Raw genomic sequence first — 19,861 nt, forward strand, 5'->3', positions numbered from 1 at the left:
GTCCCGGCGTCCTCTCCTGTGATTTGGAGCCGCGCAAAGCCATGTTAAACCGGGCCGGTATCTTTAGGGCCAAGGGTGAGTGACCGGACGCGATGAATGATCTGTGGGCAGGACTAAGCCAGGCCTTTTGGCTGCTGGTGACGCTGGACGCGGATCTGGTGGACATCACCTTACGCTCCTTGCGGGTGACGCTGACCGCACTGGCTATTGCCTGCGCCATTGCGCTGCCGCTGGCGGCCTTCCTTGCGGTGCGCCGGTTCAGGATGCGGCGCGCCACGATTGCGGTGCTGAATGCGCTGATGGGGCTGCCGCCTGTTGTGGTCGGGCTGGTCGTGTATGTGTTTCTGTCCCGGGCCGGCCCGTTCGGTGTCTTCGGCCTGTTGTTCACCCCCACTGCAATGATCATCGCCCAGGTGATCATCGTGGTGCCGCTGGTCGCTTCGGTTGCGCATCAAAGCTTGCGCGAGCTGTGGAGCGACTATCACGACCTGCTGATCTCGATGAACGCGACCCAGCTCCAACGGATCCAGGCGCTGTTGTGGGATGGGCGGCGGGCGCTGCTGACCGCGGCTCTAGCAGGCTTTGGCCGCGCGATCGGCGAAGTGGGCGCGATCATGGTGGTCGGCGGAAACATAGACCACGCAACGCGGGTGCTGACCACGGCGATTGCGCTGGAAACCGGCAAGGGCGAATTTGCAATGGCGCTTGGGCTGGGCTTCGTGCTGATTGCGCTGGCGATTGCGGTCAACCTGGCAATCCACTGGCTGGGCCGCACTGAGAGCGAGGGGCGCTGGTGATGCAGATGTTCCCGCTGAAGGCCACAGGCGCCCAGGTGCGCCGCCGCGGCAAGGTGCTGGTCGGCCCGGTCGACCTGACGCTGGGCGGGCAGGGCACCTCAATCATCATTGGTCCGAATGGCGCAGGCAAGACCACGCTGCTCAAGATGCTGCATGGCATCGTGCGGATGAATGGCGGCAGCCTGAATTGGGCTTGCCCGCTGGACGAGGCGCAAAAACATCAGGCCTTTGTGTTTCAGACCCCAGTAATGATGCGGCGTTCGGTGATTGACAATATCGCCTACCCGCTGCGGCTGACGGGCTTAAGCCGCCGCCAGGCCCGCTCGCGGGCTGCGGATTGGGCGGTCCGTGTCGGCTTGGGCGAAATTCTTGAACGTCAGGCCACCATGCTGTCAGGCGGGGAGCGGCAAAAGCTGGCGCTGGCCCGCGCGCTGGTACGCGAGCCGCAGGTGTTGTTCTTGGATGAACCCTGCGCGGCGTTGGACGGCCGGGCCACCCGCGAAATTGAAGAAATTCTGGCACATGCCGCCGGCAGCGGCACCCGGCTGATCATGTCCACCCACAACATGGGCCAGGCCCGGCGGCTGGCGGATGAAGTGATTTTTGTCCTGCAAGGCCGCATCCACGAATTCAGCCCGGCAGCAGAGTTTTTCGCCGGGCCTGAAACAGCGCATGCGCGCGCATTTCTGAATGGAGATATTGTCGAATGAAACGTCTGATTTTGGGCGCCGTTGCCTCTTTGGTCTGGGCTGCGGCGGCGCTGGCGGAAGAGATGAAGATGGCGGTGACCACCTCTTTCCACAATTCCGGGCTGGCTGAGATCCTTCTGCCGGAGATCAAGAAGGACCTGGGGCTGGATGTGCAGCTGCTGGTCGTCGGCACCGGCCAGGCGATCCGTCTGGGGGAGGCAGGCGACGTAGACGCGATCCTGGTGCATTCAAAGAAGGCCGAGGAGAAATTCCTGGAGGGCGGCAACGGCACCCACCGCCGCGAGATCATGTATAATGATTTTGTTTTCATCGGGCCTGAAGGCGATGCAGCAGGGATCACTGGCACCGAAAATGCAGCCGGTGCTTTGCAAAGGATTGCCGGGACAGAGGCGGCTTTTGTCAGCCGCGGCGACGACAGCGGCACGCACAAGAAGGAGCTAAGCCTCTGGAAGGCCGCAGGGCTGGAACCCGAAGGTTTCGGTGAGTGGTACCGTGCTGTTGGCGCGGGTATGGGGGCAGCGCTGAACACCGCTGCGGGCATGGACGCCTATATCATGTCGGACCGCGCCAGCTGGCTGAACTTCGGCAACAAGGGCGGTCTGAAGCTGCTGTTCGCCGGTGACCCGGTGCTGTTTAACCAGTATGCCTATATCCCGGTGAACCCGGAGAAGCATGGCCATGTGAAGAATGGCCTGGCAGTGCAACTGGAGGAATGGCTGGTCTCGGACAAGGCCAGGGAGCTGATCAACGGCTACCAGATCAATGGGGAAACGCTGTTTGTCTTTAACGCCCAGCAGTGACTTGATCTGATCTGGATAAACGGAGCCCCTGCCTTTGGCGGGGGCTTTTCTTGCTGCTGACGGAAAGCGCCCTCAGCTTTCGCCGCCTACCGTAAGGGTCACCCGGTCACCGGCGAACCAGGTGCGGCCGAACTCGACTGGCCGCCCTTGCGGATCTCCATTGACGCCTGTTGTGCGCAGGATTGGGCTTCCTTCGGCGATCCTGAGGTGCAGCGCCTGAGTGGCCGTGGCAAGCTTGGCGGTGATCCGGGTCTCGATCCGGGTGTAATCCCCAACCCCGAATTTCTGCAGCGCCGCGGTGACCGAACGCTGCTCCTGAAGGGCGTCTAGAATGCCGGGAAAGCGGTCTGCGGGAAAGATGCTTTGGAACAGGGCAATGGGCTGACCGTCCGCCAGCGATAACCCGTCATAAACATGTACCTCGGCGCCCGGGTCCAGTTGCAGTGCCTTGGCCTCACGGGCGGATGCCGCACGGGTTTCCAGCGTCAGGATCTGTTTGGCCGGGCTGCGGCCCTCGCGTGTCAGGTTCTGGTGGAACCGCACACGCCTGCCAATCGGGTAATCGGTCGGCTTCGCCGCCACGAACACCCCCGCGCCGCGGCGGGAATGCACGAGGCCCTGTTCGCTCATCTCCGCCAGCGCCCGGCGAACCGTATGGCGGTTCACGCCGAACCGGGTTGCGAGTTGCGCCTCAGCAGGCAGCTTGCCGCCGGTTTCATAGCGGCCCTGCGCAATGTCGTCGGTCAGGGCAATGGCGATGGATTTCCAAACGGGGGTGCGGGCCATGTCACGGAACTTTCACAACTCCTGGATTGCGCCGGTCAGGGCGACTCAGGTAACATTTGTATAGTTGTATAGGAAATATAGACAACCTAGCCAAGAGGCATGGACAAATGAAGACCACTTTTTCTGCAGAGGACCGAAAGGGCTGGATGAGCCTTCTGGCTTCTGCCAGCGAGGTCCGACTGACTGAGCTATGGCGGGACTGCGGGGCAGATCCCGACTGCGTTTTTCTGCGCGCGCCTGAGGTCGGCGGCATTATGGTGAGGGGCCGCATGGGCGGGTCCGGCGCGCCCTTCAACCTGGGTGAGATGACTGTCACTCGCTGCGCGCTTTCGCTGGAGGACGGCACCGTTGGCCACGGCTGCGTGCAGGGCCGCAGCAAGGCCAAGGCAGAAATTGCCGCCAAGGTCGATGCGCTGATGCAGACCGATGCGGCGGCGAGCTTGCGCGTAGCGGTGCTGGCACCCTTGGCCGCGGAACGGCAGGCGCAGAAAGACGCCCGCGCCGCCAAGGCGGCAGCGACAAAGGTCGAATTTTTCACCATGGTGCGGGGAGAGGACTAATGAGCATTCAATCCCACAATGCCATCTATGCGGGCGGTTTCAGCAACCCACCGGTGGCTGCGGCACATGCCTTCCGCGCGGCGATGAATGCAATGGCCAGGCCCGGTAAGCTTCAGGATATCACTGGTGCCGAACCGCCCGAGGGGATCTCAATTGCGGCAGGCAGTCTGCTGCTGACACTTTGCGATCCGGAAACCGGCGTCTATCTGGCGCCGGACGTAGACACGGACGCCTTGCGCGGCTGGCTGACGTTTCACACGGGCGCGCCGGTTGTCCCGGCGGAGCACGCGGATTTCGCGCTAGGTAGCTGGGACGCGCTGCTGCCGCTGAACCGCTTCCGCATCGGCACCCCGGAATACCCTGACCGTTCAGCCACTTTGATTGTTGAAACCCCTGGCTTTGCTATGCCCAACGCGGTGCTGAATGGTCCCGGGATCAGGAGCGCCATCCGGATGCAATTGCCAGAACTGGCGGCGTTCCAGAACAATGCGGCTCTTTACCCGCTGGGAATGGACTTTTTCTTCACTGCGGGTTCGCAGGTGGCAGGGCTGCCGCGCTCAACCTTTGTCGCTGCGGAGGCCTGAGCCCATGTATGTTGCAGTCAAAGGCGGTGAGCGCGCCATCGAAAACGCCCATACTTGGCTGGCCGAGGAGCGCCGCGGTGACAAGGAAGTGTCCGAACTTTCGATTGCCCAGATCCGCGAGCAATTGAGCCTGGCGGTGAACCGGGTGATGGCAGAAGGGTCTTTATTTGACCCTGATCTGGCTGCGCTGGCGATCAAGCAGGCACGAGGGGATCTAATCGAAGCGATCTTTCTGATCCGGGCCTACCGCACCACCCTGCCGCGGTTTGGGTGCTCGCAGCCGGTGGAGACCGGAGAGATGTCTTGCGACCGGCGGATTTCGGCGACCTTTAAGGATGCGCCGGGAGGGCAGGTTCTGGGACCGACATTCGACTACACTCACCGTCTGTTGGACTTCAAATTAGCGGCTGAGGGCGACGTTGCGGAGGCGCCGGTTGCGGAAACTCGCACACAAGCCACGCCGCATATCACCGGATTCTTGCAGGGTGAGGGCATTATTGAACAGGAGCCCGCCTCAAACGCGGTGCCGGGTGATCTGACACGTGAACCGATGTCCTTCCCTGCGGGCCGGGCGGTGCGGCTGCAGTCGCTGACCCGGGGTGACGAGGGGTTCCTGCTCGGCATGGCTTACTCCACCCAGCGCGGCTATGCCCGCAACCATGCGTTTGTCGGCGAACTGCGTATCGGCACTGTACCTGTCGAGATGGAAATCCCGGAACTGGGGTTTGCCATCGAAATCGGCGAAGTGGAGCTGACCGAATGCGAGACGGTGAACCAATTCAAGGGTTCCAAGACGGTGCCGCCGCAGTTCACCCGCGGCTATGGTCTGGTCTTTGGCCAGTCAGAGCGCAAGTCGATCGCCATGGCGCTGGTCGACCGTGCACTGCGCTGGGAGGAACTGGGCGAGGACAATTCTGGCGCGCCTGCGCAGGATGAGGAATTTGTCCTGAGCCACGCCGACAACATTCAGGCCACCGGCTTTCTAGAACACATCAAGCTGCCCCATTATGTGGATTTTCAATCCGAGCTGGAACTGGTCCGTAAGCTGCGCCGGGAAGCGGCAGAGCTTGCTGAGACGCTGGCGGCAAAGGAGGCAGCAGAATGAGCTTAGTCGCCTCCACCGCCGCCTGTGTCACCTCCGGAGAATCCTTCGCTGTCGTGGCCTTGGCTCCAAGGACGGCCAGAGCCAGGGCCATGGGACGCAAGGCTTGCATCAACCGGGTCAATACTCGTGTGATTATGCCCAGATGGGCGGCGTACTGCGTGGTCATAGCCGCCTGCGCGCAAAGTGCGAAAAATGCGCACGAGAGCCCAAAGCAGGACGCCAAGCCCAACCGCCAAGAAATAACCGAGAGTGTCTTCCATCGGAATTCAGCGCTCCTATCCGGCATGAGCCACAAAATTCTAGTTCGAGGTCAAGATGTCTGACTACAACTTTGCATACCTTGACGAGCAGACCAAGCGGATGATCCGCCGGGCGATCCTCAAGGCGCTGGCGGTGCCGGGCTATCAGGTGCCCTTTGCCAGCCGCGAGATGCCGATGCCCTATGGCTGGGGCACCGGCGGTGTGCAGGTCTCTGCCGCGACTCTAACTCCGGACGATACGCTGAAGGTGATCGACCAGGGGGCGGACGACACCACGAACGCGGTGTCAATCCGCAAGTTTTTCGAAAAGACGGCGGGGATTGCGACCACTGAGGAGACGAAAAAAGCCAGCATCATTCAAACCCGGCACCGGATTCCGGAAGCGGAGCTGACGGAGGATCAGATCCTGGTCTACCAGGTGCCGATCCCGGAGCCGCTGCGCTTTCTGGAGCCGCGTGAGACTGAAACCCGAAAAATGCATGCCTTGCAGGAATACGGGCTGATGCATGTGAAGCTCTATGAGGACATCTCGCAACATGGTGCCATCGCCACAGCCTATGCCTATCCGGTGAAGGTGGAGGGGCGTTACGTGATGGATCCATCGCCGATCCCGAAGTTCGACAATCCCAAGATGGAGATGCCAGCAATCCAACTTTTCGGAGCCGGCCGGGAGCAACGCATTTATGCAGTTCCGCCTTACACGCAGGTCGTGTCGCTGGATTTCGAGGATTATCCGTTTCAGGCCAGCAAGGCAGATCACCCATGCGGCCTCTGCGGGGCAGAAGACAGCTATCTGGATGAGGTCATCCTGGATGATGCGGGCAACCGGATGTTTGTCTGCTCGGACACCGACTATTGCCGTTCGCGGCGCGAAGCTGGTCAGGTTGGCCAATTGGGTGAGGAGGCAGCGTGATGATACCTTTGCTGCAAGTAAAAGGCGTTGCAAAAAACTACGGAGCAATGATCGGTTGCGCAAATGTGAGCTTTGATCTGCACCCCGGCGAAGTGATGGGCATCGTTGGCGAAAGCGGATCCGGTAAATCAACCCTTCTGAACTGCCTGGCGGGGGATCTAACGCCAGACCGGGGTGAAGTGATATTCAACACCCGAGTTGACGGGCCACTGGATACCGTCACCATGTCCGAACCAGAGCGGCGGATGCTTTCCCGCACCGACTGGGCGTTTGTGCATCAGCATGCCCGCGACGGGCTGCGGATGTCAGTCAGCGCAGGCGGCAACATCGGCGAGCGGCTGATGGCTGTGGGGGACCGCCACTACGCCACGATCCGGGAACAGGCCTCTGATTGGTTGGGCCGGGTAGAGATCTCTGAAAGCCGCATTGACGATAGACCTTCGGCTTTTTCCGGAGGTATGCAGCAGCGGCTGCAGATAGCCAGAAATCTCGTGACCGGCCCACGGCTTGTCTTCATGGACGAGCCGACCGGCGGCCTCGATGTTTCGGTTCAGGCGCGGCTGTTGGATATGCTGCGTGGCCTGGTGCGGGAAATGGGGTTGAGCGCGATCATCGTGACGCACGACCTAGCGGTGGTGCGCCTGCTGGCAGACCGTCTGATGGTGATGAAGAACGGCCATGTGGTGGAAACCGGGCTGACAGATCAAGTGCTGGACGACCCCCAGCATGGCTACACCCAGCTGCTGGTTTCCAGTGTGCTTCAAGTCTGAGGGTAGGGTGATGATTGAACTGAAGAATGTATGCAAGAGCTTCACGCTGCACAATCAAGGCAGCGCGGTGATCCCAGTGATGCAACACGCCACGCTGAGTGTGAAACCCGGAGAGTGTGTCGGATTGACCGGAGCGTCCGGGGCCGGCAAGTCAACCCTGATGCGGGTTATTTACGGCAACTACCTTGCTGCTTCCGGCAGTGTCATGGTCGGCTGTGTCGATGTTGCCAAGGCCGAGCCTCGCGAAATCCTGGCCTTGCGGCGTGAGACGCTGGGCTATGTCAGCCAGTTCCTGCGGGTAGTGCCGCGGGTACCTGCTCTGGATGTGGTGGCAGAACCGCTGCTGTCCGTTGGCACACCGGTGGATCAGGCACGCAGCAAGGCTGCTTCGTTGCTCACACAGCTCAATATCGCGGAACGGCTATGGGGGTTGAGCCCGACGACGTTTTCCGGCGGTGAGCAGCAGAGGGTGAACATCGCGCGCGGATTTGCTTATGACTATCCCGCAATGCTGCTGGATGAACCAACGGCTAGTTTGGATACCCGGAACCGAGCCACAGTGCTGGCGCTGATTGAGGAAGCAAAAGCGCGCGGAGCGGCGATCATTGGGATCTTCCACGATGAAGCAGCACGTGAACAGGTTTGTGATCGCTTTGTGGACGTCACTGAATTTTCTCCCAGGGCAGCGGCATGAGCGTATCAGCCAAGAAAGGCCCGGTTATCGCTGTGGTTGGACCGTCGGGGGTTGGCAAGGACAGCCTCATGTCCGCTCTTGCTGTTTCTGGCCCACAGCTGCGGTTAATGCGCCGGGTGATCACCCGTGCGCCGGAGGCGGGAGGTGAGAATTATCAGGCGGTATCAGAAGCAGAGTTCTCCGCCCTGGCCGGAAACAGTGTTTTTTCGCTGCACTGGCGGGCGCATGGGCTGCACTATGGCATTTCCCGCGACATTGAAAGCTTGCGTGAGGGCGCGGGCGGAGTACTGGTGAACCTTTCCCGGGCTGTGCTGCTGGAGGCCCAGAAAAAATTTGGAGATTTTATTGTGCTGTCGGTGACCGCACGCCCTGAGGTGCTGGCAGACCGGCTTGCTTCCCGCGGGCGGGAAGACAGGGATGAAGTGCAGCGGCGTCTTGCCCGCGCCGTCAGCCCGCTGCCGACAGGACTGAACCGTGTCCATCAGATCGACAACAGCGGTTCCCTGAGCGCTGCGGTGAACGCTGCGCTGGCAGCCCTTCAGCCAGAGAGGGCGTAGCGGTGGATCAGATGAAACTTGCCGTCCTTTGCCTCGCCGACCAACGCCAGATCGCGGATCACAATGCGCGCAGGCAGCAACGGAAGCAGATGCGTCTCCAGCGCGGTTTCGACGGCAGGCAGTTCTGGTTTTGGCAGCTTACCTGTGAGGGTGATGTGAAACCGGAACTGGTTCAGAACATAAGGGTAGCCCCATCGGGAGAGGTTCTCGTCCTGCACGGGCGTCAAGCCCGCAGCCCGTCGGCGCTGCAGCTCGGCCTCGGAAGCGGGAGCTCGAAACGCGTCGAGTTCCGTGACGCAGGCCGCGGCCAGGACCTTCAGCGCCGTTTGGTCTCCGGTTGGACACAAGGCCAGGAAACGGCCAAGGCGGGCCAGATGAAGGCCATCAAGGATGACAGGTTTCTGAGCCGCGGCGAAGGTTTCGCAAGCCGATTCCAGCGAAACGGCGGACTGGCCTGGGGCAAGACGGAACGGCGGTTTCATCGTTGCATGCAATCCGTATTTGCGCGGCACATCCGTGATCTCGCCAATGTCCAGATAATTCACGGCCGGATGGGGCAGCTCAGCACCCGATTCAATATCCCAGCCGAGCCAGCTGGCGGCAAACCGGCTCCACTCCATTTCCGCGGGTGGGGCGTAATAGATCGCGTATCGCGTGAATGTCACATTGGCCTCCTAAACGTGGCCTTCCATAGCTCGAAAGATGTGAAGTTCAGATGACAGAAGAGATGATCCTTGCCAATGCTGCTTTGGTACTGCCGGGTGAGATCCGAGCCGGCAGTGTGAAAATCGCTGGTGGTGTGATTGCAGACATTTCCGAAGGACGGTCGGTGCCGGCTGGTGCTGTGGACTGCGCAGGAGATTACGTCAGTCCAGGTTTGGTGGAATTGCACACGGACAACCTGGAACGCCACATCCAGCCACGCCCAAAGGTGGGCTGGCCGCATGCCAGCGCAATTATTGCCCATGACGCAGAGCTTGCTGGTACCGGCATCACCACAGTTTTTGACGCCATGCGCGTCGGGTCGATCAGTCGCCGCGAAAGCCGTTATGGCGCTTATGCCCGGCAGCTGGCATCGGAGCTTCTGGAGCTGCGGGCTGCTGATGCGCTGAAAATCTCCCACTTCCTGCATCTTCGGGCAGAGGTTTGCACTGATACCCTGGTGGAGGAGCTGAATACTTTTGGAGAAGGCGACCGTGTCGGGCTGGTCTCGCTTATGGATCACACACCGGGGCAGCGCCAGTTCCGGGACCTCTCCAAGCTGGAGCAGTACGTAAAGGGAAAACACGGCTTTGATGACGCTGCATTCCACGCCCACATCGCGCATTTGATGGAGCTGCAAGAAACTTATGGGGCCTTGCACGAAGCGGAGGCTGTTAAAGCTGCAAAGCGGTTTGGTGCTGTGCTGGCAAGCCATGATGATACCACCGCGGCTCAGGTGGCTGTCTCCGCGGAACATGGCATCCGCCTAGCCGAGTTTCCGACCACGGTAGAAGCCGCACAAGCATGCCACGCCTATGGCATCAGGGTCGTGATGGGGGCACCGAACCTGGTCCGCGGAGGCTCGCATTCCGGCAATGTGGCAGCGCAGGAACTGGCGGAGCTGGAACTGCTGGACATTCTATCGTCTGACTATGTGCCTGCGGCGCTGCTGATGGCGGCAGCCAAGCTGGGCAGCCTGTGGGGGGATATGGCGCGGGGGATGGGCACCGTGACCCATGCACCTGCCGCAGCGGTTGGGCTAGACGACCGGGGACGGTTGGAGACTGGCAAGCGTGCCGACCTGATCCGGTTCGGCCTCAAATCAGGCACTCCGGCTTTGCGCGGGGTTTGGGCGCGCGGCCTGCGGGTAGCTTGAATGGACTGCGCCAGGGGCGGTTGAAGCGCGCGTGCCCAGCGTTTCCCGGCCCTGCGCCGGGCAGCGCTGGCGTCAGTTGACGCGGTAAAACATATAGCGCCCCGCGGGTATGCCTTCGGGGCCGCCTAGTTTCTCGAACCCGGATAGCGGCTGACCTGAGACGATGATTCCGCCCGGCACCATGACCCGGGCAATTGCTGGCGACAGGGCTGTGGCCTCGGCGACGTCCTTCTCCTTGACGCCAAAACCGAAATCATAATGCGCCAAGGCTATCTTGCGGCCTTCAGTGGCGAGCCGCTCCAGCATCGGCCTTGCTTCGCCCTGCAGAAAATCCTTCTCTGGCGGCACGCAGGAAGGGTGGCATTGCAAAATCCGGTCAATCACCCAGATTCTTCGGCTGCCAAGGATTTCGCGCAGGTGGTCATAGGTGCGCCCATTGCCGAGCCCCATGTCCAGAACATCGCCATCCATCGCACTGATTTGCTTCGCGGCCCAGTTCAGGCCGTCACGCTGGGCGGTCAGGCGGCGCAGCATGGAATCGAGACGGCTCATTCAGGACATCCTCTCGTCATAAATCCAGGCCTCTCCCGGACCAGCCAGCAGTCTTCCAGCCAGTGCGCTGATGAAAGACCAGATAGCTTCATCATGCACCTGGTGGTGGGTGAGGAGCCCATAAGGTTCCGCATTGTCTGCATCACCAAGGCGCCGGTCACGCAGCTGGCGAACCACTTGCTTGATCAGCTGCTCGGGTGGCAGAAGTCCGCGGCTGCCTTTCCAGTCAACCGGATCCAGATGTGCATTCACCCGCAAGAGGCCAGAGGCGGGTTTGGCAGCCTTGCGCGGTGTGAACGTCGAAACCGCAGTGAAACCCGCACCCGCCAGCCAAGTCAGCAGGTCCGGCGAAATCCGGTTCCACGGTGGAACGAACATCGGCCGCAGGCTGCTGCCAAACATCTTCTGCAATGCGGTCAGGCCGCGCTCAGCGTCGTCCAGCAGCTCCTCCAGCGGGCGGTGAGCACCGAACTCGGCCTTCTTTTCGCCTGCAGGCGCGTGGTTTTGGTGCGCCCAGCCGTGGACGATCGGGATGAGCGACGGGTTCTCTGCGATAAACCGGGCCAAATCAAGTGTAGCGCCATGCGGGATCACGGCCAAATGCACCGGCAGATCAAGGTCTTCTGAGAGCGCTGCCAACCGTTCAAGCTCGGCGGAATGTGACATCGCATCGTCGTCCCGCCACCACAGGGGCAGCGTCATTCCCGCTTCTTGCCAGTGATCCAACTCCCGGTCCAGATTGCTCCAATCCGCCGTCATACTCGCCCTCCTGCAAGCTCTGCGGCAATCTCCACGCTCCGGGCGGCTCCGTCAAACCTGAAACCGCCTGCTAGCCGCGGCGGAGCCTGCATTGCCGCCTTGACCGCAGTGCATAGCGTTTCGGGAGAGAGCTCTGCCGTCTTGAGTACTTTGATGCCGTCCAGTGGAGCAAGGCTGGCAGCACGCAGGCCCTGTTCGGTCTCGTTTCCAGCGTCGAACGGCACCAAGACGGCAGGCGTGCCTGCCTGCAAAAGATCTAGCGTGGTGTTGTAACCGCACATGCTGACAGAGGCGGCCGCGTGGCAAAGCATTTGGCGGAAATCTTTGCGGGCGGGTTCCAGCAGGGCTGGGGAGCCGGTCCTGGCAAACTCCGCAATGCGCATCTCTGCATCTGATCCGCCTACCAGCAGCCGCCAGGAGGTGTCCGGCATCAGCCTTGCAGCATCCAAGGCACAACGGTAGAGCGGTGTGCCAACATTGCCGCCGCCTGCGCTTACCAAAACTTCTCCAGTTCCTGCCTGCTGCGGGTGCGGGCCCGCGGCAGGAGGGGCCACATAACCGGTGTAGCGCAGTTTGGCTGCAAGCGAACCGGAGACCGGCCAGCTGGCCTCGAGCCGGGTGGCAGCGGGGTCGGAATGGACCAGCACCGCATCATAATATTTTGCGACGACTGCATCTGCCCTTTCCGCTTTCTCCGGTTTGGAGGGCGGCGCGAGGATATCGCGGATGGATGACAGGATAACTGGCCGCAGTGGCTGCGCGTGAGCGGCCTCCAGGAGGGCGAGGAACTCCCTGCGCAGGGAGCGGCGCCCAAATGGGTAGAGCTCTGTGAGCAAGACGTCAGGCTGCAGGTCTCGCAGCGCAGTGCAAAGGGCCAATTGGCGGCGGGCCAGATATGCCTCATCTGCCTGCGCGTCATCGTCCGCCATAAGCCGTGTGAAATCCAACCCATCCGAACGCAGCGGTGGCAGCTGGATCAGCTCGATTCCCTCGGCGCTCAGCTGCGGCGCAGGAAACCCGCCAGACGCAATCTGCACTTTATGGCCTGCCGCGTCGAAAGCCCGGGCCAATGTCAGCGCGCGGGACAAGTGGCCGGTACCCAGCAGGTGCGTGACGGCAATCAGGACTTTCATGAGTCATCCTTGCGAAGCAGCCGCACCGGGTTTGCCCAAGGTATGAGGTTTGTCTCGTCAACTTCCACGACGAACAGGCGGTTGCGTTTAATGCGAAATGGGGCAGGGCCGTTGAAGTCCCAGCCATGCGCTCGCGCCAAAATCATCCGCATGACACCGATGTGGCAGACGGCAAGAGCGTCCTGGGTCAACCCGCTAAGCCAGGGCGCGATCCTGGACCAGACCTCTGCTGGAGTTTCCCCGCCGGGCGGGCGATAGTCCCAACCCCAGCTCTCGATATCGCGGAAACCGCTGCTTGGGTCTGCTTTCAAGTCCGCGCCACGAAGGCCTTCCCAATCGCCCCAGTTCATTTCTGTCAGCTCAGGTGAGGTGCGGGGAGGGTGTCCGGCGACAAGCAGAGCGGTTTCTGCTGCGCGCATCAGCGGGCTGGACCAGAGCATTGCTTGCTTCCACTCCGCGGGCAGAGCATAGCCGCGCAGCTCCGCCCGGGCCGCGTCATCTAGCGGGATATCGCTGCGGCCCTGGATGCGGCCAGCGCGGTTCCAGGCGGTGTGGCCATGTCGTAATAGGGCAAGACGGATCACTCAGAAGGCTCCATCAGTGGCAGAACGGTATCCCAGAACCGCTTGGCGGCGGCAGGCGCAAGATGCCTGTTTGCAATATGCGTGCGGGCTTTCAGGGCAGTCTGAGTGCGCAGAGAGCGGTTTGCAAGCAGCTGGCCAGCAAACGACGCAAGAGCCTCTCCTCCCTCCTCGGCAGCTGGGTAGTGACCAGGGAGCAATACATCCCGAACGCCAGGGCGGTCCTGGGCAACGATCGGCAGGCCATGGGCTTGCGCCTCAAGAAAAACCATTCCAAAGGCCTCATTGACGCCAGGCCACAGAAAAAGGCTTGCATTTTCATAGGCCTTGGCCAGTTCTGCACGGCTGAGCTGGCCAAGAAAGCGAACTCTATCCGAAAAGGGAGACATCAGCGCCTCGATTTCGGGCCGGGCCGGGCCGTCGCCGCCAATGTCCAAACGCCAATCGCCCGGCAGATGGGCAAGCGTTTCTGCAATAATGCTGTAGGAGGCAAGTTTATCGCCCGCGCGCATCATGCCTGCTACCAGCATCGGCCCGTCCAGAGAGGACGCAGCAGGCAGTGCGCTAAGAGGTAGGAAGGGAGGGAGAGGTGCCACTGTCTGATTGCCGAACCGGTCGCGTTCCAGCGCGAAGCGGTCCTGTTCAGTGAAATAGAAAATCGCGGCGGCAGCATCGGCTGCGGCATGGGCTGCCTTGGCGAAGTGCTCCCAGCCGCCAGTCAGCCTTTTTTTTGCGCGGGTAGATTCGATTTGCACGTAGGGTATGCCGCGGGCGTGCGCCACGACAGGACCGATCAGGTCCGGCGCTTTGTAGTAGTTGTGATAAGTGACCCAGAGGTCCGCCTCCTGCATTTTTTCAATTAGGCGGCTGGATTCGATTGCTGCCTGTGAGCGCAGATTGCTTTGCAGCTCGGTATCGCCGTGTTTGTCATAGGTCCGAATGTTTGACACCAGTTGCACTTCGGCGCCGCTCGAGCTCATGAGATCAATCAAATTGCGGGCAATTTCACGATCACCGGAGGGCACAGGGTGGTGAGGCGGCTTCATCGGGGCGTAAAAGGCGACCCGTTTTCCCGTTCCGGGCAGCACCGCCATCAATCGCACTGCAGCATTGCATTCAGCCGCTTGGAAAGCTGCGTAATGCCGGGGTCCATGCCAAAATCTGTGCGCAAGCGTGCAAGGGCGGCACTCGCCATCTCAGCAAGCTTCTGCGGCTGGCGGGCAGCATAGAGCATCGCTTCGGCAAGCGCCTCCGGACTGTCTTCGCTAAGCAGACCGTGGATGCCGTGGTCTATGAACTCAGGAATCGCCGACACAGGGGTCGAAAGGATCGGAAGTGTTTGCGATGCCGCTTCCATCAGGACATTGGGCAGTCCGTCGCGGTCGCCGTCTGCGGCTACCCGGCTGGGCAGAATGAACAGGTCCGAGGACCGCATGGCCTCTATCACTTCAGGCTGGTCGCAAGCACCGCGCCAGGTAATGCGATCGGAAATGCCTTCGTCTTCGGCCATGCCCTGCAGCAAGTCGCCCAGCCCGCCTCCGCCGATGTGGGTCCAGTGCCAGTCAAGGCCTGAAGGCAGCAAGGCCAGCGCAGCGATCAGCCTGTCGAAACCTTTTTTCTCGACCAGGCGTCCGACAGACATGAAGTGAACCGGGTCCTGGGGCAAGCGCGGCTGACGTTCCGGTGGAGCGGGAAAGCGTGTAAGGTCCAGCCCGTGGTATACGAGATCGACCCGGTCAGGTGTGTCAGCCATTGCCTGCAGGTGTCTGGCGCCAAATCCGGTGCAAGTGGCGCCGAAGGCGGCACCATGATGGGTCCGGGAAAGCTTTTCGCGGATCTCCCAGTTTGGCGAGGTCCAGATGTCCTTGGCATGGGCCGAAAAACTCCATGGCAGACCGCGCATGATCGCTGCGTAACGGGCGACAGAAGAAGGCGTGTGCAGGAAATGCGCATACAGGCCAAGCACCTCATCGGGCATCTCTGCTGCCAGTACACAGGCTTGGCCAAACCGGCGGATGCGGTTGGGGGTTGCATCCCGGCGCAGGTCGGCGCGCCAGATCTGGTATGCCTCTTCGTAACCCACCATTTGTTGTGCGGCAGCACGGGCGCGCCAGACCCGATCCGGTTCCTCGTACAGATACTCTGGCAGGTAGTTCACCCTGGCCTTCAGCTGCCTGTGCAAGGGATGGCGCTTAATGTCGGTCGGGTGGCGCAGCGACCAGATTTCAAAGTCATGGCCAGCTGCCTCAAGGGCAACCAGCTCCTGCGCGATGAAGGTCTCGGACAGGCGCGGCCAGCCCTTGACCACCACCGCAAGCGGCGGGCGGGCAGTGTTCATTCGGCGGCCTCTTTGCGGGTGTCCTGAAGCAGCGATGCAACGCGCCGGGTCACATAGTCCAGCCCGTCCAGCAAGCCTTCAGAGCCGGCGGCAGAGGGAGGAGGCTGTGTTGCCAGCGCACGGATCGCCTTGGCCAATGCTGGTGCTGTCCATCCATCACGGGTTTCGTCCAGCATTGTAGTGAGGCCGATCTCTTCAGCCCGGCTGGCGCGTATCCATTGCTCCAGCCGTGGTGTCGTACGGGGCACAATCACTGCTGGCTTGTCAAAAGAAAGAACCTCGCAAAAGGTGTTGTACCCTCCCATGCAAACAACGCCCTTTGCGCCGGCAAACAGGGTTTCAATCTGGGATTCAAAACCAACTGCGGTGACGCGGCCATTCAGGCGGGCAACGCGTTCTTCGAAATCCTCACGGGTCTCTCCGGACAAGAAAGGACCGTAAACCAGAACCGCACGGGGAGAGAGGTCCGGGTCGGCCTCATAGGCAGACAGTACCAGATCAACCATCATTTCGCCATCACCGCCGCCGCCGGGCGTGACTAAAAGGTAGGGTTGCTCGGGCGGTTCCCCAACCTGGCCAAGATCGCGGCGCAAATAGCCGGTCCAATGCATGCGTGCCTGCATTTCCGGCGTGAAGGGCAGCCCTGCGGTCGGATCGTATACGGAACGAGGGCCGTAGACCCAGATCTCATCATAGAAATCACGTGTGGCTTCTACCGCGTGCTTACGCTCCCATTCGGCTGCCAGCACTTCAGGTTCATCAAGCACATCCCGCAGGCCCAGAACCATCCTGCAACGCCCGCGTGTCTTCAGCAGATCGAGTGCCGGCATTAGCTCGCCGCGAAAACCTGTCGGCTCTTTGTCAGCGACCAGCACATCCGGATCATATTGTTCGACGGTCGAACGGATCAGGGCCGCGCGCAACTCCGCAGTTTCCTCAATGCTCATTCCCATTGTGCGCGACGCATAGGAGCCGTCAGCACGCTTGATTACGCCGGGCAAACGTACATGGTCGACCCTGGACGGAAAGGAAAACCGGCCTGCCACCGGCGAGCCTGTGAGGATAAGGGCCGAGGCGTCAGGGTCGGCTGAGGTGATCGCACCTGCCAGCGCCCGCGACCGGCGCAGGTGTCCAAGCCCGAATGTGTCATGGCTATAGAACATGATACGGGGGCCGCGCCTGGTGAATTCTGCCTGGGAATGGGGGATGCCTGTTTCCGTCATGTCATTGCCTGAAAGGATTGCCGGACAGGGTCAGGCACCAGGGAGCAGCGGCAGAGAAAAAACGGCAACCGTTGCTGCCGCTCGTCTCCGGGCGCGTGCTTTCATGCTCGGCCATCTTCCGCCTCAATTTGCACGCCCGGTGTCCATTTGCAGCAGGGCGTGGTCAGTATTTTCTTCAGCCGCTTCCGGTCCAGACTGGTTGCTGCCGGGGCCGCGGCATTGCGGCTGTCCGCCCGTTGGGCAGATATCTGAATTTGTATAGCCCGGAGCCGGGGTGCATGCAATCGTGCGGCATTGTTGCAAGGCGCACGGTAATTTGCGTGCGCGCCATTTGCGCAACGGCCCGGCAGATGGTTAATTTGGCTCAAGTTTCCATAAGGATAGCCCGAGATGCTGCATGCCCTGTTTCGATTTTTGCTCTGCTTGCTGCTGGGTTTCGGGCTGACAGCTCACACCAGCGCCCAGGAAAGTGACGCAAGCGGAGCTGAGGCACTGTCCCAGGCGATAGAGCAGGCCGCTGAAAACGGTGTCAGTGTGCTGGTTGTGGACAGCAGCGGGCGGTTGCTCAATGCGCCGCCGGAAGCGGGGCCGCAAACCGGCGAAACCAGCACGGATGTGATGGAGCAGCCTTCCGCGCTAATGAAAGCACAGTCCAGGGTTGCGGCTTTTCGTGCGGAACTGAACAGCCGCCTGGAAGCGCTGCCTTACTCAGTGTTCGAAATGCAGTACATTCTGCGCCAGACCAGCCCGGATGGGCGCATCATGACATATGTAGAGGTGCTGGGCTGGAGTGTGCTGTTCCTGCTGGTTGGCCGCTGGCTGTCGGTGGAGATCTATGGCAAACGCTTTGCAAAAAGGTTTGTGGTTGCTCGGATCCAAGCAACTCCTGAAGGCTACCAGGATAAGATGCCTTTTCTGGTATTCCGCTTCCTGATGGGAATCGGCGCGACGATTTTTGCAATGATCTTCGCAGCTTTGATTTCGCATCTGGTCTTTGGTTCCTCAGGCGATCCATCTATCGAGTTCACTGTCACAGCGATTTACACGGCCTACTTTTTGGCCAGGACCGTCTCAGACTTGTGGCGGATGGTTCTTTCACCCTTTCTGGCGCAATACCGCATCCCGGTTTTCTCCGACAGGGACGCCAAGCGGCTGTATATTTGGGCGTCTTTGCTGGCGACATACGACATTTCGTCGACGCTCTTTGCAACCTGGGTCGGGGATTTCGGGCTGAACTACAACGTTTATGCGCTTGTTTATGGAGTGCTTGCACTGGTCGGGACGCTGGGCAACCTCTTGATGGTTCTGGTCAATGGGCGTGCGATTTCCAATGCCATCCGGGCTGGCCGGATGCCTGAAGATTGCTCTTGGCTGGTGCGCTTCCTTGCTGTGGCCTGGGCGCCGGGATTAATGATCTACATGGTGTTTGGCTGGCTCAAGCTGGCCTTTGACCTTGTGCTGGAACACGAGGTTTCTATCCCTCTGATGGCGGGCAGCTATTTCGTCCTGACCACAATTCTGGTTGTTTACGGAGCGATAAACTATCTGATCGAGCGGTATTTTCGCCGAGCATACCAGACCCATGCCATGTCAGAGGCCCTGGAAACCGCTGAGCAACCTGAGCCTGCCGTTCTAGAAACAGGACCTGCAGCTCCAGCTAATGTGATTGCAACTGCTGAAGATGGATCGCCGGAGCAGTCAGACCCGCTTGGCGCCGAAGGAGCAGAACGAGTTGCGGCAATGCCGGATGCTGCACCTGATGAGTCTGGTGGATTCGATAACGAAGATGAGATCTCCGAGCAGGTGGTACACCCGATTGCCACCTACGAAGACTTGGCTCGCCGGGTTGCGGGCATCCTGGCTTTTGTTGTCGGTGCCTACTCGCTGCTCATTGTCTGGAGCCCTGATGCAAGCTGGCTGAGCACTACTGCTGCCGAGCGCATGGTGGATGTAACCGTCATTCTGTTTATAGGGTATATCGTCTATCACCTGTTCCGGATTTGGATCGACAGCAAGATTGATGAGGAGGTTGGCGACATTCCTGTGGCCGAACTCGGCGATGAAGGCGGTGCGGGGGGCGCCAGTCGGTTGGCCACATTGCTGCCTCTGTTCCGCGGAGCAATTCTGGCCGTGGTTCTGGTTTCCATCGTTCTCATCCTGCTGTTGGAACTTGGAATCAATGTCAGCCCGCTGTTTGCAGGTGCCGGCGTGGTCGGATTGGCGGTAGGCTTTGGTTCCCAGACCCTTGTGAGGGACATTTTCTCCGGTGCTTTTTTCCTCATCGATGATGCATTCCGCAAAGGCGAATACATCGACATCGGAGATGTAAAAGGCACTGTTGAGAAAATTTCAGTCCGTTCCTTCCAGCTGCGCCATCACCTTGGCGCGCTGCATACAATTCCGTTTGGAGAGATCAAGGTTCTGACCAATTACTCCCGTGACTGGGTGATGATGAAATTGCCGCTGCGGGTTACCTATGACACCGACGTGGAAAAGGTCCGCAAGCTGATCAAGAAGCTGGGCCAGACCCTAATGGATGATCCGGTTGTCGGGCATACGTTCATTCAGCCCCTGAAGTCCCAGGGTGTGATCGAGATGCAAGACTCGGCAATGATCATTCGTGTGAAATTCATGACCAAGCCGGGGGATCAGTGGATTGTGCGCAAGCGGGTGTACCAGGAAATCCGCGAGCTGTTCGCGCGGGAAGGCGTCAAGTTTGCCCACCGTGAGGTCACGGTGCGTCTGGCCCCGGATCAGGCGGAAGGGGCGACGCCTAAACAGAAGGACGCCGCGCTTGGTGCTGTGCAGGCCGCCATAGATGAAGACATGCTGGAAGACATGGGCGGACCTGACGGCGATGACCGCTGAGCATCAGTGCGCG

General features: G+C 60.6%; 21 protein-coding genes. 12 read left to right on the top strand and 9 right to left on the bottom strand.

Going from position 1 to position 19,861, the window contains the following annotated elements; genetic code table 11:
- The first annotated feature begins 92 nt into the window (after window positions 1–92).
- From GC1_RS10830 to GC1_RS10840, 3 genes are read left to right on the top strand one after another with little or no spacing between them, the layout of a single operon-like run.
- Window positions 93–797: an ABC transporter permease gene (locus GC1_RS10830; RefSeq protein WP_019297235.1), complete on the top strand. Its 705-nt coding sequence runs from the start codon at window positions 93–95 to the stop codon at window positions 795–797.
- The gene (locus tag GC1_RS10835; protein ID WP_019297234.1) at window positions 797–1,507 is read left to right on the top strand and encodes an ATP-binding cassette domain-containing protein; all 711 of its coding nucleotides are present in this window, start codon (window positions 797–799) and stop codon (window positions 1,505–1,507) included. The genes GC1_RS10830 and GC1_RS10835 overlap by 1 nt, the downstream gene beginning before the upstream one ends.
- Window positions 1,504–2,307: a substrate-binding domain-containing protein gene (locus tag GC1_RS10840; protein WP_019297233.1), complete on the top strand. Its 804-nt coding sequence runs from the start codon at window positions 1,504–1,506 to the stop codon at window positions 2,305–2,307. The genes GC1_RS10835 and GC1_RS10840 overlap by 4 nt, the downstream gene beginning before the upstream one ends.
- A 72-nt stretch (window positions 2,308–2,379) precedes the next feature.
- Here the strand turns inward: GC1_RS10840 and phnF are convergent, their stop codons facing one another.
- Entirely contained in the window at window positions 2,380–3,093 is a 714-nt protein-coding gene (gene phnF / locus GC1_RS10845; protein WP_019297232.1) for a phosphonate metabolism transcriptional regulator PhnF, read from the bottom strand.
- A gap of 107 nt (window positions 3,094–3,200) precedes the next feature.
- Between phnF and phnG the strand changes: the two genes are divergently transcribed.
- The 7 genes from phnG (at window position 3,201) to phnN (ending at window position 8,536) form a co-directional block, all read left to right on the top strand.
- Window positions 3,201–3,653 carry a phosphonate C-P lyase system protein PhnG gene (phnG, locus tag GC1_RS10850; protein ID WP_019297231.1) on the top strand — a complete coding sequence of 151 codons (453 nt, stop codon included), beginning with the start codon at window positions 3,201–3,203 and terminating at the stop codon, window positions 3,651–3,653.
- A complete protein-coding gene (phnH, locus tag GC1_RS10855; RefSeq protein ID WP_019297230.1) occupies window positions 3,653–4,237 on the top strand; it encodes a phosphonate C-P lyase system protein PhnH in 585 nt (194 codons plus the stop codon). Before phnG ends, phnH begins: the two co-directional genes overlap by 1 nt.
- A gap of 4 nt (window positions 4,238–4,241) precedes the next feature.
- Complete coding sequence (locus tag GC1_RS10860; RefSeq protein WP_019297229.1) at window positions 4,242–5,342, top strand: carbon-phosphorus lyase complex subunit PhnI; 1,101 nt, start codon at window positions 4,242–4,244, stop codon at window positions 5,340–5,342.
- Window positions 5,343–5,657: 315 nt separating this feature from the next.
- Window positions 5,658–6,515, top strand: a complete 858-nt coding sequence (locus tag GC1_RS10870) for an alpha-D-ribose 1-methylphosphonate 5-phosphate C-P-lyase PhnJ (RefSeq protein WP_019297227.1) — start codon at window positions 5,658–5,660, stop codon at window positions 6,513–6,515.
- Window positions 6,515–7,285 (top strand): phosphonate C-P lyase system protein PhnK, encoded by a 771-nt coding sequence (gene phnK, locus GC1_RS10875; RefSeq protein WP_019297226.1) that lies wholly within the window; start codon window positions 6,515–6,517, stop codon window positions 7,283–7,285. Before GC1_RS10870 ends, phnK begins: the two co-directional genes overlap by 1 nt.
- Before the next feature lie 10 nt (window positions 7,286–7,295).
- Window positions 7,296–7,979, top strand: a complete 684-nt coding sequence (gene phnL / locus GC1_RS10880) for a phosphonate C-P lyase system protein PhnL (protein WP_019297225.1) — start codon at window positions 7,296–7,298, stop codon at window positions 7,977–7,979.
- A complete protein-coding gene (gene phnN, locus GC1_RS10885; RefSeq protein WP_019297224.1) occupies window positions 7,976–8,536 on the top strand; it encodes a phosphonate metabolism protein/1,5-bisphosphokinase (PRPP-forming) PhnN in 561 nt (186 codons plus the stop codon). Before phnL ends, phnN begins: the two co-directional genes overlap by 4 nt.
- Here the strand turns inward: phnN and GC1_RS10890 are convergent.
- Window positions 8,518–9,201: a DUF1045 domain-containing protein gene (locus GC1_RS10890; RefSeq protein WP_019297223.1), complete on the bottom strand. Its 684-nt coding sequence runs from the start codon at window positions 9,199–9,201 to the stop codon at window positions 8,518–8,520. The genes phnN and GC1_RS10890 overlap by 19 nt on opposite strands.
- Window positions 9,202–9,251: 50 nt before the next feature.
- On the opposite strand from GC1_RS10890, the gene GC1_RS10895 reads away from it, so the two are divergent.
- The gene (locus GC1_RS10895) at window positions 9,252–10,394 is read left to right on the top strand and encodes an alpha-D-ribose 1-methylphosphonate 5-triphosphate diphosphatase (RefSeq protein ID WP_019297222.1); all 1,143 of its coding nucleotides are present in this window, start codon (window positions 9,252–9,254) and stop codon (window positions 10,392–10,394) included.
- Window positions 10,395–10,466: 72 nt separating this feature from the next.
- Here the strand turns inward: GC1_RS10895 and GC1_RS10900 are convergent, their stop codons facing one another.
- Genes GC1_RS10900 through GC1_RS10930 form a run of 7 tightly spaced genes read right to left on the bottom strand, consistent with a single transcriptional unit; the run spans window position 10,467 to window position 16,980 of the window.
- Window positions 10,467–10,946 carry a class I SAM-dependent methyltransferase gene (locus tag GC1_RS10900; protein ID WP_019297221.1) on the bottom strand — a complete coding sequence of 160 codons (480 nt, stop codon included), beginning with the start codon at window positions 10,944–10,946 and terminating at the stop codon, window positions 10,467–10,469.
- Window positions 10,947–11,705: a polysaccharide deacetylase family protein gene (locus tag GC1_RS10905; protein WP_019297220.1), complete on the bottom strand. Its 759-nt coding sequence runs from the start codon at window positions 11,703–11,705 to the stop codon at window positions 10,947–10,949. It abuts the gene before it with no gap.
- Entirely contained in the window at window positions 11,702–12,838 is a 1,137-nt protein-coding gene (locus GC1_RS10910; protein WP_019297219.1) for a glycosyltransferase family protein, read from the bottom strand. Before GC1_RS10910 ends, GC1_RS10905 begins: the two co-directional genes overlap by 4 nt.
- Window positions 12,835–13,422 (bottom strand): histidine phosphatase family protein, encoded by a 588-nt coding sequence (locus GC1_RS10915; protein ID WP_019297218.1) that lies wholly within the window; start codon window positions 13,420–13,422, stop codon window positions 12,835–12,837. Before GC1_RS10915 ends, GC1_RS10910 begins: the two co-directional genes overlap by 4 nt.
- Window positions 13,419–14,513, bottom strand: coding sequence for a glycosyltransferase family 4 protein (locus GC1_RS10920; RefSeq protein ID WP_029204913.1), 1,095 nt, complete (start codon window positions 14,511–14,513; stop codon window positions 13,419–13,421). Before GC1_RS10920 ends, GC1_RS10915 begins: the two co-directional genes overlap by 4 nt.
- Window positions 14,513–15,757: a glycosyltransferase gene (locus GC1_RS10925; protein ID WP_019297216.1), complete on the bottom strand. Its 1,245-nt coding sequence runs from the start codon at window positions 15,755–15,757 to the stop codon at window positions 14,513–14,515. Before GC1_RS10925 ends, GC1_RS10920 begins: the two co-directional genes overlap by 1 nt.
- Window positions 15,754–16,980 (bottom strand): glycosyltransferase, encoded by a 1,227-nt coding sequence (locus tag GC1_RS10930; protein WP_019297215.1) that lies wholly within the window; start codon window positions 16,978–16,980, stop codon window positions 15,754–15,756. The genes GC1_RS10925 and GC1_RS10930 overlap by 4 nt, the downstream gene beginning before the upstream one ends.
- Window positions 16,981–17,370: 390 nt before the next feature.
- Here GC1_RS10930 and GC1_RS10935 point away from each other — a divergent pair, with 390 nt between their 5' ends.
- A complete protein-coding gene (locus GC1_RS10935; protein WP_019297214.1) occupies window positions 17,371–19,848 on the top strand; it encodes a mechanosensitive ion channel family protein in 2,478 nt (825 codons plus the stop codon).
- Window positions 19,849–19,861 lie beyond the last annotated feature (13 nt).

This window comes from Leisingera sp. ANG1 (assembly GCF_000203975.2).
Taxonomy (GTDB): domain Bacteria; phylum Pseudomonadota; class Alphaproteobacteria; order Rhodobacterales; family Rhodobacteraceae; genus Leisingera.

Bases quoted from the DNA above. Each gene is read 5' to 3' on its own strand.
- phnL (WP_019297225.1), top strand. From the start codon at position 7,296: ATGATTGAACTGAAGAATGTATGCAAGAGCTTCACGCTGCACAATCAA.
- phnH (WP_019297230.1), top strand. From the start codon at position 3,653: ATGAGCATTCAATCCCACAATGCCATCTATGCGGGCGGTTTCAGCAAC.
- GC1_RS10930 (WP_019297215.1), bottom strand. From the start codon at position 16,980: ATGACGGAAACAGGCATCCCCCATTCCCAGGCAGAATTCACCAGGCGC.
- GC1_RS10910 (WP_019297219.1), bottom strand. From the start codon at position 12,838: ATGAAAGTCCTGATTGCCGTCACGCACCTGCTGGGTACCGGCCACTTG.
- GC1_RS10895 (WP_019297222.1), top strand. From the start codon at position 9,252: ATGACAGAAGAGATGATCCTTGCCAATGCTGCTTTGGTACTGCCGGGT.
- phnG (WP_019297231.1), top strand. From the start codon at position 3,201: ATGAAGACCACTTTTTCTGCAGAGGACCGAAAGGGCTGGATGAGCCTT.
- GC1_RS10900 (WP_019297221.1), bottom strand. From the start codon at position 10,946: ATGAGCCGTCTCGATTCCATGCTGCGCCGCCTGACCGCCCAGCGTGAC.
- GC1_RS10925 (WP_019297216.1), bottom strand. From the start codon at position 15,757: ATGAACACTGCCCGCCCGCCGCTTGCGGTGGTGGTCAAGGGCTGGCCG.
- GC1_RS10840 (WP_019297233.1), top strand. From the start codon at position 1,504: ATGAAACGTCTGATTTTGGGCGCCGTTGCCTCTTTGGTCTGGGCTGCG.
- GC1_RS10905 (WP_019297220.1), bottom strand. From the start codon at position 11,705: ATGACGGCGGATTGGAGCAATCTGGACCGGGAGTTGGATCACTGGCAA.
- GC1_RS10920 (WP_029204913.1), bottom strand. From the start codon at position 14,513: ATGGCGGTGCTGCCCGGAACGGGAAAACGGGTCGCCTTTTACGCCCCG.
- GC1_RS10830 (WP_019297235.1), top strand. From the start codon at position 93: ATGAATGATCTGTGGGCAGGACTAAGCCAGGCCTTTTGGCTGCTGGTG.
- phnN (WP_019297224.1), top strand. From the start codon at position 7,976: ATGAGCGTATCAGCCAAGAAAGGCCCGGTTATCGCTGTGGTTGGACCG.
- GC1_RS10870 (WP_019297227.1), top strand. From the start codon at position 5,658: ATGTCTGACTACAACTTTGCATACCTTGACGAGCAGACCAAGCGGATG.
- GC1_RS10860 (WP_019297229.1), top strand. From the start codon at position 4,242: ATGTATGTTGCAGTCAAAGGCGGTGAGCGCGCCATCGAAAACGCCCAT.
- phnK (WP_019297226.1), top strand. From the start codon at position 6,515: ATGATACCTTTGCTGCAAGTAAAAGGCGTTGCAAAAAACTACGGAGCA.
- phnF (WP_019297232.1), bottom strand. From the start codon at position 3,093: ATGGCCCGCACCCCCGTTTGGAAATCCATCGCCATTGCCCTGACCGAC.
- GC1_RS10935 (WP_019297214.1), top strand. From the start codon at position 17,371: ATGCTGCATGCCCTGTTTCGATTTTTGCTCTGCTTGCTGCTGGGTTTC.
- GC1_RS10835 (WP_019297234.1), top strand. From the start codon at position 797: ATGCAGATGTTCCCGCTGAAGGCCACAGGCGCCCAGGTGCGCCGCCGC.